Annotated in this window: 12 protein-coding genes; 11 read left to right on the top strand and 1 reads right to left on the bottom strand. The window is 63.0% G+C overall.

From position 1 onward, the window contains the following. Positions 1-31 precede the first annotated feature (31 nt). From EZ304_RS18310 to EZ304_RS18360, 11 genes are all read left to right on the top strand, one after another. Complete coding sequence (locus EZ304_RS18310) at positions 32-670, top strand: YfgM family protein (RefSeq protein ID WP_043884373.1); 639 nt, start codon at positions 32-34, stop codon at positions 668-670. Further along, positions 670-1,878: an outer membrane protein assembly factor BamB gene (gene bamB, locus EZ304_RS18315; RefSeq protein ID WP_099552919.1), complete on the top strand. Its 1,209-nt coding sequence runs from the start codon at positions 670-672 to the stop codon at positions 1,876-1,878. Before EZ304_RS18310 ends, bamB begins: the two co-directional genes overlap by 1 nt. Before the next feature lie 17 nt (positions 1,879-1,895). After that, on the top strand, positions 1,896-3,293 hold the full coding sequence (der, locus tag EZ304_RS18320) for a ribosome biogenesis GTPase Der (RefSeq protein WP_142807782.1): 1,398 nt from the start codon (positions 1,896-1,898) through the stop codon (positions 3,291-3,293). 184 nt (positions 3,294-3,477) lie between these two features. Next, on the top strand, positions 3,478-4,614 hold the full coding sequence (moeB, locus tag EZ304_RS18325; RefSeq protein ID WP_142807783.1) for a molybdopterin-synthase adenylyltransferase MoeB: 1,137 nt from the start codon (positions 3,478-3,480) through the stop codon (positions 4,612-4,614). Positions 4,615-4,831: 217 nt separating this feature from the next. Then, positions 4,832-6,664, top strand: coding sequence for a monovalent cation:proton antiporter-2 (CPA2) family protein (locus EZ304_RS18330; RefSeq protein ID WP_142807784.1), 1,833 nt, complete (start codon positions 4,832-4,834; stop codon positions 6,662-6,664). A 210-nt stretch (positions 6,665-6,874) separates the two neighbouring features. Beyond that, on the top strand, positions 6,875-7,753 hold the full coding sequence (gene folD / locus EZ304_RS18335; protein ID WP_132809944.1) for a bifunctional methylenetetrahydrofolate dehydrogenase/methenyltetrahydrofolate cyclohydrolase FolD: 879 nt from the start codon (positions 6,875-6,877) through the stop codon (positions 7,751-7,753). 559 nt (positions 7,754-8,312) lie between these two features. Continuing rightward, the gene (guaB, locus tag EZ304_RS18340; protein WP_005409308.1) at positions 8,313-9,770 is read left to right on the top strand and encodes an IMP dehydrogenase; all 1,458 of its coding nucleotides are present in this window, start codon (positions 8,313-8,315) and stop codon (positions 9,768-9,770) included. 103 nt (positions 9,771-9,873) lie between these two features. Continuing rightward, entirely contained in the window at positions 9,874-11,439 is a 1,566-nt protein-coding gene (gene guaA, locus EZ304_RS18345) for a glutamine-hydrolyzing GMP synthase (RefSeq protein ID WP_142807785.1), read from the top strand. 165 nt (positions 11,440-11,604) lie between these two features. Beyond that, positions 11,605-12,105: a TIR domain-containing protein gene (locus tag EZ304_RS18350; protein ID WP_142807786.1), complete on the top strand. Its 501-nt coding sequence runs from the start codon at positions 11,605-11,607 to the stop codon at positions 12,103-12,105. Further along, positions 12,102-12,968, top strand: a complete 867-nt coding sequence (locus EZ304_RS18355; RefSeq protein ID WP_185959194.1) for a DUF4231 domain-containing protein — start codon at positions 12,102-12,104, stop codon at positions 12,966-12,968. The genes EZ304_RS18350 and EZ304_RS18355 overlap by 4 nt, the downstream gene beginning before the upstream one ends. A gap of 65 nt (positions 12,969-13,033) precedes the next feature. Next, complete coding sequence (locus EZ304_RS18360) at positions 13,034-14,044, top strand: toll/interleukin-1 receptor domain-containing protein (RefSeq protein WP_142807788.1); 1,011 nt, start codon at positions 13,034-13,036, stop codon at positions 14,042-14,044. A 49-nt stretch (positions 14,045-14,093) separates the two neighbouring features. Here the strand turns inward: EZ304_RS18360 and EZ304_RS18365 are convergent, their stop codons facing one another. Continuing rightward, positions 14,094-14,450 carry a hypothetical protein gene (locus tag EZ304_RS18365; protein ID WP_142807789.1) on the bottom strand — a complete coding sequence of 119 codons (357 nt, stop codon included), beginning with the start codon at positions 14,448-14,450 and terminating at the stop codon, positions 14,094-14,096. Between the last annotated feature and the right edge of the window lie 117 nt (positions 14,451-14,567).

The following is a 14,567-nucleotide window of genomic DNA, read 5'->3' on the forward strand; positions in this document are numbered from 1 at the left end:
GTCCCTCCCGATGGGCGGGGCGAGAGTACGCATGGCGATCGACGATCTGCTCGACGAGCACGAACAAAGTGAACGCGTCCGCAGCTGGCTGCGGAAGAATGGCGCCAGCATCCTCGGTGGCGTAGCCATCGCGATCGGTGCCATTGCCGGCTGGCAGTGGTACCAGAAGGATCAGGGCGGCAAGCTGGCCTCGGCCAACGTGGAGTACCAGAAGGCGCTGGTCGGTCTTCAGCAGAACAAGCTCGACGACGCTGCCAAGGCAGTGAAGGCGCTCGAAGCCGGCCCGTCCAGCATCTACGGCGACCTCGCGGCGCTGCAGCTGGCCAAGGCCCAGGTCGATGCCGGCAAGAACGAAGAAGCGCTGGCCACCCTGCGCGCCGTGAAGGTCGAAGGTGACCTGCAGCGCGTGGTCGACCAGCGTGTGGCCCGCCTGCTGGTGGCCACCGGCAAGAGCGACGAGGCGATCAAGCTGCTGGGCAGCGCCACCGACAGCAGCAGCCTGGAAATCCATGGCGATGCGCTGCTGGCGCAGGGCAAGCGCGATGATGCCCGCGCACAGTACGAGAAGGCGCTGAAGTCGCTGGACGTGGCAGCGCCGCAGCGGCGCCTGCTGGAAACCAAGGTTATGGATGCCGGCGGCACGGTCGCCGCCCCTGCGGAGTCGGTTTGATGAGTCAGAAGGTCATGATCACCCGCGTCGCCACCGTGCTCCTGATGGGCATGGCCCTGACCGGCTGCAGCACCGTCAAGGGCTGGTTCGCCGGCAAGGACGCGGCAGCGAAGAAGGCCCAGGAGCCGGCTGAGCTGGTCAAGTTCGAGCCGAGCGTGAAGGTCAACAAGGCCTGGTCGGTCAACCTCGGCAAGGGCGAGCGCCGCATCGGCGTGCGCCAGGGCCCGGCGGTGGCCAATGGCCACGTGTTTGCCGCGGCGATCACCGGTGGCGTGCACGCCATCGACCTGCAGACCGGCAAGAAGGTCTGGACCTGGGAGCCGCAGAAGGAAAAGAAGAAGCCGAAGCTGCGCCTGTCCGGCGGCCCGGGTGTCGGTGAGAACCTGGTCGTGATTGGCACGCTCGATGGCCAGGTCATCGCCCTGGACATCAATGACGGCAGCGAGAAGTGGCGCGCCCGTGTTCCGGGTGAAGTCATTGCCGCGCCGGCCGTGGCCCAGGGCCTGGTGTTCGTGCGCAGCAACGACGGCCGCGTCACCGCCTTCGATGCCGGCAATGGCACCCAGAAGTGGTTCAATCCGAGCGAACTGCCGGCGCTGACCGTGCGCGGCAACGCACCGGTGGTCACCGGTCCGGGCGTGCTGTTCATCGGCAAGGACGAGGGCGCGGTTGCCGCGCTGGCCATGCAGGATGGGCGTACCCTGTGGGAACAGAACCTTGGCAACGGCGAAGGCCGTACCGAGCTGGACCGCATGGCCGACGTCGACGGTGCTCCGGTGCTGGAGGGCAACACTCTCTTCGTGAGCAGCTTCAAGAACCAGACCATGGCCATCGAAGGCCCGACCGGTCGCCCGCTGTGGGCGCGTGACCATGGCGGTGCAGGTGGCGTGGCGGTGTCGTCGGGCAATGTGTTCGTCACCGACAACAAGGGTGGCGTGTTCGGCCTGGACAAGGCGACCGGTGCTGCCATGTGGTCGCAGACCGAGCTGGCGCGTCGTTCGCTGACCGGCCCGGCGCTGCACGGTGATTACGTGGTCGTCGGCGACTACAAGGGATACGTGCACTGGTTGAAGACCTCCGATGGTGCGATGGCGGCACGGGCGAAGAGCGGCGGTGACGCCCTGCTGGCCCAGCCGGTCGTCGTCGACGGGGTGCTGCTGGTGCAGAACGTGGATGGCAAGCTGACCGCCTTCCGGTTGGCAAATTAAAAATTGGAGTAATCGCGATGCTGCCTTTGGTCGCCCTGGTTGGACGGCCGAATGTCGGCAAGTCGACTATTTTCAATGCGCTTACGCGCACCCGCGACGCGCTGGTCCATGACCAGCCCGGCGTCACCCGTGACCGCAACTACGGCGTCTGCCGCCTCGACGAGGACAACCATTTCCTCGTCGTGGATACCGGCGGTATCGCCGGTGAGGACGAAGGCCTGGCGGGCGCCACCACGCGCCAGGCCCGGGCTGCCGCGGCTGAGGCCGATCTGATCCTGTTCGTCGTCGACGCCCGCGAGGGCACCTCGGCGCTGGACGACGAGATCCTGGCCTGGCTGCGCAAGCTGTCGCGCCCGACGCTGCTGCTGATCAACAAGATCGACGGCACCGACGAGGACAGCGTGCGTTCGGAGTTCGCCCGTTACGGCTTCGGCGAGATGCTGACCGTCTCGGCCGCGCATCGCCAGGGTCTGGACGACCTGCTGGACGAAGTGATCCAGCGCCTGCCGGAAGAAGGCAGCGGCGAAGAGCTGGACAACGACCCGAACCGCATCCGCATCGCCTTCGTCGGCCGCCCGAACGTGGGCAAGTCGACTCTGGTCAACCGCATCCTCGGCGAGGAGCGCATGATCGCCTCCGACGTGCCGGGCACCACCCGCGACTCGATCGCCGTGGACCTGGAGCGCGACGGCCGCGAGTACCGCCTGATCGATACCGCCGGCCTGCGCCGCCGTTCGCGCGTGGACGAGGTCGTCGAGAAGTTCTCGGTGGTCAAGACCATGCAGTCGATCGAGCAGTGCCAGGTGGCCGTGCTGATGCTGGACGCCACCGAAGGCGTGACCGACCAGGACGCCACCGTGCTCGGTGCCGTGCTCGATGCCGGCCGCGCGCTGGTCATTGCCATCAACAAGTGGGATGGCCTGACCGAGTACCAGCGCGAGCAGGCCGAAGCCATGCTGTCGCTGAAGTTGGGCTTCGTGCCGTGGGCCGAATCGGTCCGCATCTCGGCCAAGCACGGTTCGGGCCTGCGCGAGCTGTTCCGTGCGGTGCACCGGGCGCACGAATCGGCGAACAAGACCTTCACCACCAGCGAAGTGAACAAGGCGCTGGAAGTGGCTTACGAGACCAATCCGCCGCCGACCATCCGCGGCCACGTCTCCAAGCTGCGCTACGTGCACCCGGCCGGCGCAAACCCGCCGACCTTCATCGTGCACGGCACGCGCCTGAAGGAGCTGCAGGAATCGTACAAGCGCTACCTGGAGAACTTCTTCCGCAAGCGTTTCAAGCTGATCGGTACGCCGGTGAGCTTCATCTTCCGCGAGGGTACCAACCCGTACGAGGGCAAGAAGAACGTCCTCACCGAGCGGCAGGTCAAGGCCAAGCGGCGCTTGATGAAGCACGTCAAGGGCAAGTGATTCACGAGAAGGCGGCCGCAGGGCCGCCTTTTTCGTTCGCGCTCCCACCGGTAGTGCCGGCTGCTGGCCGGCAACCTCGTGTCGTGTGACGCGTTCATGGCCATGCCGGCCAGCGGCCGGCACTACCCGATGTTTGCAGATATCGGTCAAGGCGGCCTGCCGTCACGTGCGCGATAATGCCGCCATGAGCATCCAAGAGCTTTCTCCCGAACAGGCGCGCGAGCGCCTGGCCCATGGCGCGGTGCTGATCGATGTGCGGGAGGCGCACGAACGGGCCGGCGGGATGGCCGAGGGCGCGCGCGGCGTGGCCAAGGACGAGCTGCAGGCCGACCCGGCCGCGCATCTGCCGCGGCACGACCAGGAGATCCTGCTGATCTGCCAGAGCGGCAAGCGTTCGGTCGACGCCGCGCAGTTCCTGCTGGAGGCAGGCTACACCCACGTCGCTTCCGTGACGGGCGGTACCGTGGCCTGGCGCGAGCAATCGCTGCCGCTGGTGCAGCCGCTGGCCAGCGCCGCCGACCGCGATTTCTACGACCGTTATTCGCGGCACCTGCTGCTGCCGCAGGTGGGTGAAGCGGGCCAGCGCCGCCTGCAGCAGTCGCGCGTGCTGGTGCTGGGCGCGGGCGGCCTGGGTGCGCCAGCCGGCTTCTATCTTGCCGCCGCCGGGGTAGGGCACCTGCGCTTTGCCGACCATGATCGGGTGGAGCGCAGCAACCTGCACCGGCAGATCGTGCATACCGAAGCCAGCGTCGGCCAGCTCAAGGTCGATTCGGCGCGCGAGCGGCTGTTGGCGCTGAACCCGTCGATCGAGGTTGAGGCGGTGCCCGAGCGGGTCACCTCTGACAACGTGGATGCGCTGCTGGAGGGCGTGGACGTGGTGCTGGATGGCTCGGACAACTTCCCGCTGCGCTACCTGCTCAACGACGCCTGCATCAAGCACGCCACGCCGCTGGTGTACGCCGCCATCGAGCGCTTCGATGGCCAGGTAAGCGTGTTTGACGCCGGCCGCCAGCGTGGCGTGGCGCCGTGCTACCGCTGCCTGTTCCCGGAACCGCCGCCGCCGGAGTTCGCGCCGAATTGTTCCGAGGCCGGTGTGCTGGGCGTGCTGCCTGGCCTGGCCGGCGTGCTGCAGGCCACCGAGGTGCTGAAGCTGCTGCTGGGCATCGGTGAGCCGCTGGTGGGGCGGCTGCTGCGCTTCGATGCGCTGGGCATGCGCTTCCGCGAGACCGGCATCGGGCCGGACCCGTACTGCCCGGTGTGTGCGCCGGGCGTCCCGTTCCCCGGGTATATCGATTACGCCGCGTTTTGTCGGGGTGGGTGAACCCGGCCGGGGATTCATCCACGCATGGCGTGGATCTACCCATGCTTCGGTAGATCCACGCCATGCGTGGATGGATGTGTCGGGTTTCGGGATGATGCCGGGGTCACTCTCTGCATCGTTCCACCCCCAAGACAATCCGGCGCAACATGCGTGCTATTGCCGTCATCGGCATTGCTCTATTGTTGAACCCGATTCTGGATCTTGGGGAAAACACCGCATGGCGGTAGAAGCAGCGACCAGCGAGCTGGTCAAGGTCGTCGCCCTGTTGGGCGCGGCGGTGGTGATGGTGCCTTTGTTCCGCCGGGCCGGCCTGGGCTCGGTGCTGGGCTACTTCGCCGCTGGCCTGGCGATCGGACCGTTCGGGCTGGGCTGGTTCTCCGACCCCCAGGCCATCCTGCATACCGCCGAGCTCGGCGTGGTGATGTTCCTGTTCGTGATCGGCCTGGAAATGCGGCCCTCGCACCTGTGGAGCCTGCGCAAGGAAATCTTCGGGCTGGGTACCCTACAGATCGTCACCTGTGCGCTGGTGCTGACCAGCATCGCCAAGCTGTTCGGCCTGCCGTGGCAGGTGGCCTTCATCGGCGCCACCGGCTTCGTGCTGACCTCCACCGCGGTGGTGATGCAGCTGCTGGCCGAGCGCGGCGATATCGCGCTGCCATCGGGGCAGAAGATCGTTTCGATCCTGCTGTTCGAAGACCTGTTGATCGTGCCGTTGCTGGCGCTGGTGGCCTGGATGGGCCCGAGCGCGGGAAGCGCCGATGGCGAGGGTTCGCGCTGGCTGTCGGTGGCGATCGGCGTCGGCGCCATCGTCGGCCTGGTGCTGGTCGGCCGCTTCCTGCTCAACCCGCTGTTCCGCCTGCTGGCCGAATCGAAGGCGCGCGAGGTGATGACCGCCGCCGCGCTGCTGGTGGTGCTGGGTGCGGCGCTGCTGATGCAGCTGTCGGGCCTGTCGATGGCGATGGGGGCGTTCCTGGCTGGCGTGCTATTGAGCGAATCCACCTTCCGCCACCAGATCGAAGCGGACATCGAACCGTTCCGCGGCATCCTGCTCGGCCTGTTCTTCCTCAGCGTGGGCATGGCGCTGGATCTGAGCGTGGTGGCCGCGCACTGGCAGCTGATCCTCGGGCTGGTGCTGGCGCTGATGGCAGCCAAGGCGCTGTGCATCTACGTGGTGGCGCGCATCATGGGCAGCGACCACGCACAGGCACTGGACCGTGGCGTGCTGATGGCGCAGGGCGGCGAGTTCGCCTTCGTGCTGTTCTCTGCCGCCGCATCGGCGGGCGTGATCGATCTGGAGATCAATGCCAACTTCACCGCCGTGGTGGTGCTGTCGATGGCGCTGACCCCGCTGGTGGTGCTGGTCTACAAGCGCGTGGCGCCGAAGCCGACGGTGAACATGGATGGTGTGGACGAAGCCGATGGCCTGTCCGGCAGCGTGCTGCTGATCGGCTTCGGTCGTTTCGGCCAGGTCGCCAGCCAGTCGCTGCTGGCGCGCGACGTGGACGTGACCATCATCGACAACGATGTGGAGATGATCCAGAGCGCGGCGCGCTTCGGTTTCAAGATCTATTACGGTGATGGCACCCGCCTGGATGTGCTGCATGCTTCGGGCGCCGCGACCGCGCGTGCGATTGCGGTGTGCGTGGACAAGGCCGAGGCCGCCGACCGCATCGTCGAACTGGTGGCGCACGAGTTCCCGCAGGCCAAGCTGATGGTGCGCTCGTTCGACCGCGAACATTCGCTGCGGCTGATCCATGCCGGTGTCGATTTCCAGATCCGTGAAACGTTTGAATCGGCGGTGTTGTTTGGCCAGGCCGCGCTGGTGGAGCTGGGTGCGGATGAGGACGACGCGGTGGAGATCGCCGAGCAGATCCGCCGCCGCGATGCCGAGCGCTTCGAGCTGGAGATTGCCGGTGGTGGTTTGAATGCCGGCGCCCGGATGATCTACGGCAACAGCCCGCAGGGCGTACCGACGCCGACGCCGTTCACCGCGCCGAAGCGGGAGAGCAAGACGCTGAACCCGCAGGATGTGCCGGAAGAGGAAGAATAAAGCCCGGTAGTGCCGGCCGCTGGCCGGCAACCTCAGCGCACCATCCGTTGGTAGTGCCGGCCGCTGGCCGGCAGACACGGAAACGTTCCGACGTCATCGGGTTGCCGGCCAGCGGCCGGCACTACCGGTGCGCGGTGTCGGCGCGCGGCGGTGGGCGAGGGGGCCTGAATCAGGGACAATAGCGTCCCCGCCGCCCCACGCCCGCTCCCGATGACCGATTCCGCCTCCCCGCTTCCTGCCCGCATCCTCGATGGCCGCCGTATCGCCGAGGACCTGCTCGACAGCCTGAAGGTGCGCGTCGACGCCCGCGTGGCCGCTGGCGGCAGCCGCCCGGGCCTGGCCGTGGTGCTGGTGGGTGGCGACCCGGCCTCGACCGTGTACGTGCGCAACAAGCGCCGTGCCGCCGAGAAGGTCGGCATCGAAGCGCATGACTACGATCTACCGGCCGGTACCACCGAAGCCGAGCTGCTCGACCTGATCGACCAGCTCAACGCCGACCCGAAGATCAACGGCATCCTGATCCAGCTGCCGCTGCCGGGCATCCCGGACGCGCGCCGGCTGATCCAGCGCATCGACCCGCGCAAGGACGTGGACGGTTTCCACCCGGAAAACGTCGGCCACCTGGCCCTGCGCGAGTTCGGCCTGCGCCCGTGCACCCCGCGCGGCATCACCACGCTGCTGGGGCACACCGACCAGCCGGTGCGCGGCCGCAACGCCACCATCGTGGGCGTGAGCAACCATGTCGGCCGCCCGATGGGCCTGGAACTGCTGATTGCCGGTTGCACCGTGACCAGTTGCCACAAGTTCACCCCCAAGGACGTGCTGGAGCAGGCCGTGCGCAATGCCGACATCCTGGTGGTGGCGGTGGGCCGCCCGGGCATCGTGCCGGGTGAATGGGTGAAGCCGGGCGCGGTGGTGATTGACGTCGGTATCAACCGGTTGGACGACGGCCGGTTGGTGGGCGACGTCGGGTTTGAAGCGGCTGCCCAGCGGGCGAGCTGGATCACCCCCGTGCCGGGTGGCGTGGGCCCGATGACTGTGGCCACGTTGATGCAGAACACGTTGGAAGCGGCGGAAGCGCTGAGCTGACCCCAGTTGGAGCTGTCTGCTGTTGGTGGGTGCCGACCGTTGGTCGGCACAATGCCGGGGCAGGCCGATGACCCGCTCCTGGTAGGTGCCAACCTTGGTTGGCACACATCCATCGGGGCCATAGCCTCATCTGGGGCACCTGTGCCGGACGGATTGTGCCAACCAAGGTTGGCACCTACCAAAGGCGCTCCAGGACTGGCCCGAGTGATCCTCTTAAGGTGGGTGCCGACCGTTGGTCGGCACAATGCAGGAGCACAGATGTCTGAAGGGTAGTGCGGACCAACGGTCCGCACCCACCAACGGCAGGCCGATGACTCGCTCCTGGTAGGTGCCAACCTTGGTTGGCACACATCCATCGGGACCATCGGCCCATCTGGGGTCCAGGTGCCGGACGGCCCGTGCCAACCAAGGTTGGCACCTACCAAAGGCGGTATGCCGCCGGCCCGGATGGCCCCCTGAACCAATCACCGCCCGCGCGACACTGCGTCGCATCTACCCCCTGCCACACGGCGCGAAAACAGGGTAAAATGTCGCGCTTCCCCACATCTCGGGTATGCCGATGCTGCGCATCCAGGCTGAAGCACTCACTTACGACGACGTCTCGCTCGTCCCCGCCCACTCGACCATCCTGCCCAAGGACGTCAACCTCGAAACGCGGTTGACTCGCGACCTGAAGCTGAAGCTTCCGATCCTGTCCGCAGCCATGGATACCGTCACCGAAGCCCGCCTGGCCATCGCCATGGCCCAGCTCGGCGGCATGGGCATCATCCACAAGAATCTCAGCCTGGAACAGCAGGCCGCGGAAGTGGCCAAGGTCAAGAAGTTCGAGGCCGGTGTCATCCGCGACCCGATCACCGTTGGCCCGGAAACCACCATCCGCGATGTGCTGGCCCTGACCCAGGCGCACAACATCTCCGGCGTGCCGGTGGTGGGCAGCGACGGCCTGCTGGCCGGCATCGTGACCCACCGCGATATGCGCTTTGAAACCGAGCTGGACGATCCGGTCCGCCACATCATGACCAAGAAGGATCGCCTGATCACGGTCAAGGAAGGCGCCGCGTCTGACGAAGTGCTGCAGCTGCTGCACCGCAACCGCATCGAAAAGGTGCTGGTGGTCAATGATTCGTTCGAACTGCGTGGCCTGATCACCGTCAAGGACATCCAGAAGAACACCGACTTCCCGAACGCTGCCAAGGACCTGTCGACCCGCCTGCTGGTCGGCGCTGCCGTCGGCGTGGGTGGCGATACCGATCGCCGCGTGGAAGCGCTGGTCGCCGCCGGCGTGGACGTGATCGTGGTCGATACCGCGCACGGCCACTCGCAGGGCGTGCTGGACCGCGTCAGCTGGGTCAAGAAGAACTTCCCGAACGTGCAGGTCATCGGTGGCAACATCTGCACCGGCGAAGCCGCACTGGCGCTGCTGGACAGCGGCGCGGACGCGGTCAAGGTCGGCATCGGCCCGGGCTCGATCTGCACCACCCGCGTCGTCGCCGGTGTCGGCGTGCCGCAGGTCACTGCAATCGACCTGGTGGCCGAAGCCCTGCAGGACCGCATCCCGCTGATCGCCGACGGTGGCATCCGCTACTCGGGCGACATCGGCAAGGCGCTGGCCGCCGGTGCATCGACCATCATGGTCGGTGGCCTGCTGGCCGGTACCGAGGAATCGCCGGGCGAGACCGAGCTGTACCAGGGCCGTTCGTACAAGAGCTACCGCGGCATGGGTTCGCTGGCTGCCATGGAGAAGGGGTCGAAGGACCGCTACTTCCAGGACGCCGCCACCGCCGACAAGCTGGTGCCGGAAGGCATCGAAGGCCGCGTGCCGTACCGCGGCCCGGTGGGCGGCATCATCCACCAGCTGATGGGCGGCCTGCGCGCCACCATGGGCTACGTGGGCTGCGCCACCATCGAAGACATGCGCAGCAAGCCCAAGTTCGTGAAGATCAGCGGCGCCGGCCAGCGTGAGAGCCACGTCCACGACGTGACGATCACCAAAGAGCCGCCGAACTACCGCGCCTGATGCGGGCCGAGCAAAGAGGAACGGGGAAGCACTTCCCGTTCCTCTTTCTCCATCTGCCGCCGTAAATCTGATTTCGTTTTCCCTACTGCATTGCCGGGGCGCCATGACCAACATCCATAACGACAAGATCCTCATCCTCGATTTCGGCGCGCAGTACACGCAGCTGATCGCCCGCCGCATCCGCGAGCTGGGCGTCTACTGCGAAATCTGGGCGTGGGACCACAACCCGGCCGAGATCGCGGCGTTCGGTGCCAAGGGCATCATCCTGTCCGGTGGCCCGGAATCGACCACGCTGCCGGGTGCGCCGGCCGCGCCGCAGGAAGTGTTCGACAGCGGCCTGCCGATCTTCGGCATCTGCTACGGCATGCAGACCCTGGCTGCCCAGCTGGGCGGTGCTACCGAAGCCGCTGACCAGCGCGAATTCGGCCACGCCGAAGTGAACGTGATCAACCCCGATGCACTGTTCAAGGGCCTGAGCGACCACGGCGGCGAGCCGAAGCTGAATGTCTGGATGAGCCACGGCGACCACGTCTCCGTTGCACCGCCGGGCTTCGCCATCACCGCCACCACCAACCGCATTCCGGTGGCGGCCATGGCCAACGAAGAAAAGCGCTGGTACGGCGTGCAGTTCCACCCGGAAGTGACCCACACCCTGCAGGGCCAGGCGCTGCTGCGCCGCTTCGTGGTGGACGTGTGCGGCTGCCAGACCCTGTGGACCGCCGCCAACATCATCGACGACCAGATCGCCCGCGTGCGCGAACAGGTGGGCGATGACGAAGTGATCCTGGGCCTGTCCGGCGGCGTTGATTCGTCCGTGGTGGCCGCGCTGCTGCACAAGGCCATCGGCGAGAAGCTGACCTGCGTGTTCGTGGATACCGGCCTGCTGCGCTGGCAGGAAGGCGACCAGGTGATGGCGATGTTTGCCGAGCACATGGGCGTGAAGGTGGTGCGCGTGAACGCCGCCGACCGCTACTTCGCCGCGCTGGAAGGCGTGAGCGACCCGGAAGCCAAGCGCAAGATCATCGGTAACCTGTTCGTTGAGATCTTCGATGAAGAGTCGAACAAGCTGAAGAACGCCAAGTGGCTGGCGCAGGGCACCATCTACCCGGACGTGATCGAGTCGGCCGGCAGCAAGACCGGCAAGGCGCATGTGATCAAGAGCCACCACAACGTGGGCGGCCTGCCGGAGCACATGAAGCTGGGCCTGGTGGAGCCGCTGCGCGAGCTGTTCAAGGACGAAGTGCGCCGCCTGGGCGTTGAGCTGGGCCTGCCGCGCACCATGGTCTACCGCCATCCGTTCCCGGGCCCGGGACTGGGCGTGCGTATCCTGGGCGAAGTGAAGCGCGAATACGCCGAACTGCTGGCCAAGGCCGATGCCATCTTCATTGATGAGCTGCGCAAGGCAGATCTGTACGACAAGACCAGCCAGGCGTTTGCCGTATTCCTGCCGGTGAAGTCGGTGGGCGTGGTGGGCGACGCGCGGGCCTATGAGTGGGTGATTGCGCTGCGGGCGGTGGAGACGATTGACTTCATGACCGCGCACTGGGCGCATCTGCCGTATGAGTTCCTGGGTACGGTGAGCAACCGGATCATCAATGAGTTGCGGGGGGTGTCGCGGGTTGTCTATGACATCTCGGGAAAGCCGCCGGCTACTATTGAGTGGGAATGAGTTTCTAGGAAATTTTGCAAAGATTTTGGGCGCCTCGGCGCCCTTTTCTTTGTCTTGGTTCGCTATTACGAACTGCTGTCGGCCCCTTTGGGGTGTGGGGCATATCACTCATGGTGAAGATCATCTTGTGGCACAATCGCAAGTCCGGTTCAGTTTGAGGTTGGCATGGGTTATCGCGACAGAACTTACGTGATATTCGATGGTGACAAGGATATGTGGGCTTATGCATATATGCTGGGTTGGGTAAAAAACGAGCGAATGGATTTTGATTTTCTTGACGCACATTCAATTAGGCCGATTGGGGGTGCCGCCAGCGAGGTATATGTGAAGCGGGTGCTTCGTGAAAGGTTGTCGGCTACCAAGCAGGCGATTGTTCTCGTGGGTGAAAGTACCAAGAATCTGTATAGATACGTTAGGTGGGAAATAGAGTCCTGCTTGGATTTGGAAATACCCATCGTTGTTGTTAATTTAAATGGTGGGCGCTCGCTTGATGTTGATCGGTGTCCTCCTATTTTGCGTGGCACATGCAGTATTCATGTGCCTTTTAAGGCGAAAGCAATCGAGCTTGCTCTTGACGATTTTTGCGACGCATTCCAAGTCTACCGTAATCGTCAAATGACCGACTTGTACTTCTATCCCGAAGAATATAGGCGAATTGGATTGTGAGAGATGCAGAATTTCCGTCTATTTATAGAGCTGCTGATTCTGCTTCGGCGGAGTCGCAGAGGCATTTCTTTCTTGCGCTGGGTTTGAACTACATATTTCTTATACTTGCCGCCACTTTGTCTGTGGCAAACATAAAGAGTCAAGTTTTTGCGGTGGTTCAGGTTATTCCTTTGCTTGCGACGCTTGCAATTACAATATATCTTGGAAGTAGGCAGCCTCAGAGAAATTGGTATGGTGCGCGCGCTCTCGCGGAGTCGGTAAAGACTGTATCTTGGCGGTTCATGATGCAAGCGGCACCTTTCGATGGTGACTTGGTGCGTGCCGAGAGGAAATTTAAAGAGCATCTGTCTGGGATAATATCATCGAATAAGAAAATATCGGAAATGTCACTGGATTGCTTTGGTGGGGCTCTATTGACCGATAAGATGCGCGAAGTTAGGTGTTTGAATCTTGGAGAGCGTCTATCATTTTATTTGAGGGCGCGAGTTGATGATCAGCACTCATGGTACGTATCCAAGGCTGGTGTAAATAGAAAGCTCTCGCGCAGATGGTTTTTTGTGTTGGTAACGGTTAATTGCTTGGCTCTGCTTTTTGCTTTGGGGAAGGTTCTTAGTCCGCAAGGTGATTACTGGCCGGCCGATGTTCTTGTTGCGGTCGCGGGTGCAGTGATGGCGTGGATGCAAAGCAAGAGATTTCAAGAGCTGTCGGCCGCGTATACGCTGACAGCTCACGAAATTGGACTGCTGCGTATTGGGATTGAGGGCATTGATTCCGAGAGGGATTTCTCAAGATTTGTTGGTGACGCCGAGAACGCTTTTTCTCGTGAACATACTCAATGGCAAGCCAGGCTTGACGTTGCATAGATTTTATAGAAATTCATAATTTTGGTCGGTGGGGTGGATTCCATTCATCCTATAAAGGGGGCGAGATGTCAGAGGCGGTTGCGGTCGGGGATGCTCTTTTAGAGCGGGCGGGAAATCCGTTTGTATTTATTAGTCACGATACTCGTGATGCAGAGCTTGCTGAGGCTTTCAGCAATTTGCTTAAAAGTGTAAGTGCTGGGGTTCTGAAGTCGTTTAGGACCTCGGATCGAAGGGGTAGCCAGGGAATCGAATATGGCGTTGAGTGGTATCCGGAGATAATAAAAAATATTCAAGCAGCTTCTGATGTCGTGTGTCTTCTGACTGAGAGAAGTGTTGATCGCCCGTGGATACTTTTCGAGGCCGGCATGGCAAAGGGCAAGCTAGATACACCCATCCTAGGGGTTGCGCTTGGAATCGAGCTGAAGTCTGTTTCAAGCGGTCCCTTTGCTCAGTTTCAGAATTGCGCAGATGATGAAGAGTCTCTGACGAAGTTAGTGTTTCAATTGGTGAATAGAATTCCTGGGTCTGAGCCTGATCGAGAAACCATAAAATTTCAAGTCGGAAAATTCAGGGCCGCTGTGAATGGAATAATTGGAAGAATTGGAGCTTCGCCTCTATCGGAGAAGAAGAAAGCAGTTGTCGAAGCTGATAACTCCTCAGCAAAGCTATTTGAGGAGATCAAAGTGATGTTTCAGGATCTTCCAATGCGGATGTCACTTGGTGATGTGGAAAGCTACGGTCGGCCGCAGAGTTTTCGCCACTTCTCAGAAGATGTCGATCAGATGTACAGGCAGGGAAGCTATTCAATAGGTATTCGTATTGCTCTTGCTACCTACAGAAACTCGCTTCCCTGGCTCTACGACGAAGGTTGTGCATTGATAAAAACCCTTGAGGGCTCGAGCTCACTGGTCGCAAAGAAGAGATCCTTGGCAAATTTTGAGGGTGTTCTCAAGTCGAGTATGCGAAGTCTGCATTTTGAGAGGTCATTCAGAGGGGACAAGAAGGAGTACATGTCCGTAGTCCGAGAGTTTCCTGCGATGCTCATCCATGGTCTGAGGGAAATTGGGGGGGTGTAACCGCCAAGGTCATAGAACCAGGCGGTGGGACGGTGGCCGAACTGAGCTCTCATTCGGGCCTGACTTCCCGGCAAGCCCACTCAACCAACCCTCGGCACGCCAGGAACAACCCATCCACAACCCCCTCATCCAAATGCCGCTCCGGCTCCGCTGCCACCCGGCAGCGGTCCGCCGCGTGCAGCAGCTCCAGTACCGTCAACGCTCCCACCATCGCGCGCTCGCTTCTGGCCAGGCTCACACGTCGGCCGGGTGACACATCGGTTTCCGGCCAAGGATGCCCATCTGCACCTTCGCAGCCGCGCATGCGCTTGAGGATGCCGAGGAGGTAGTTCAGGTCGGGCAGGGGAGTGTCGTCGTTGATGGGTTCAACAACGGTGTACGAAGAGAAGGTGTCGGATTCGTTCATGGCGTCGGCTTCCGTGGCTGTGCTTAACAGCGCCACCGCGAAGAGGGTGGCGGACGATGCGTGGCTGCAAACCGGGACGAAGCAACGAATGACCGGTGGGTCCGAAGACCCCCACGC

Origin of the sequence: Stenotrophomonas maltophilia (assembly GCF_006974125.1) — a bacterium.
GTDB classification, from domain to species: Bacteria; Pseudomonadota; Gammaproteobacteria; order Xanthomonadales; family Xanthomonadaceae; genus Stenotrophomonas; species Stenotrophomonas maltophilia_O.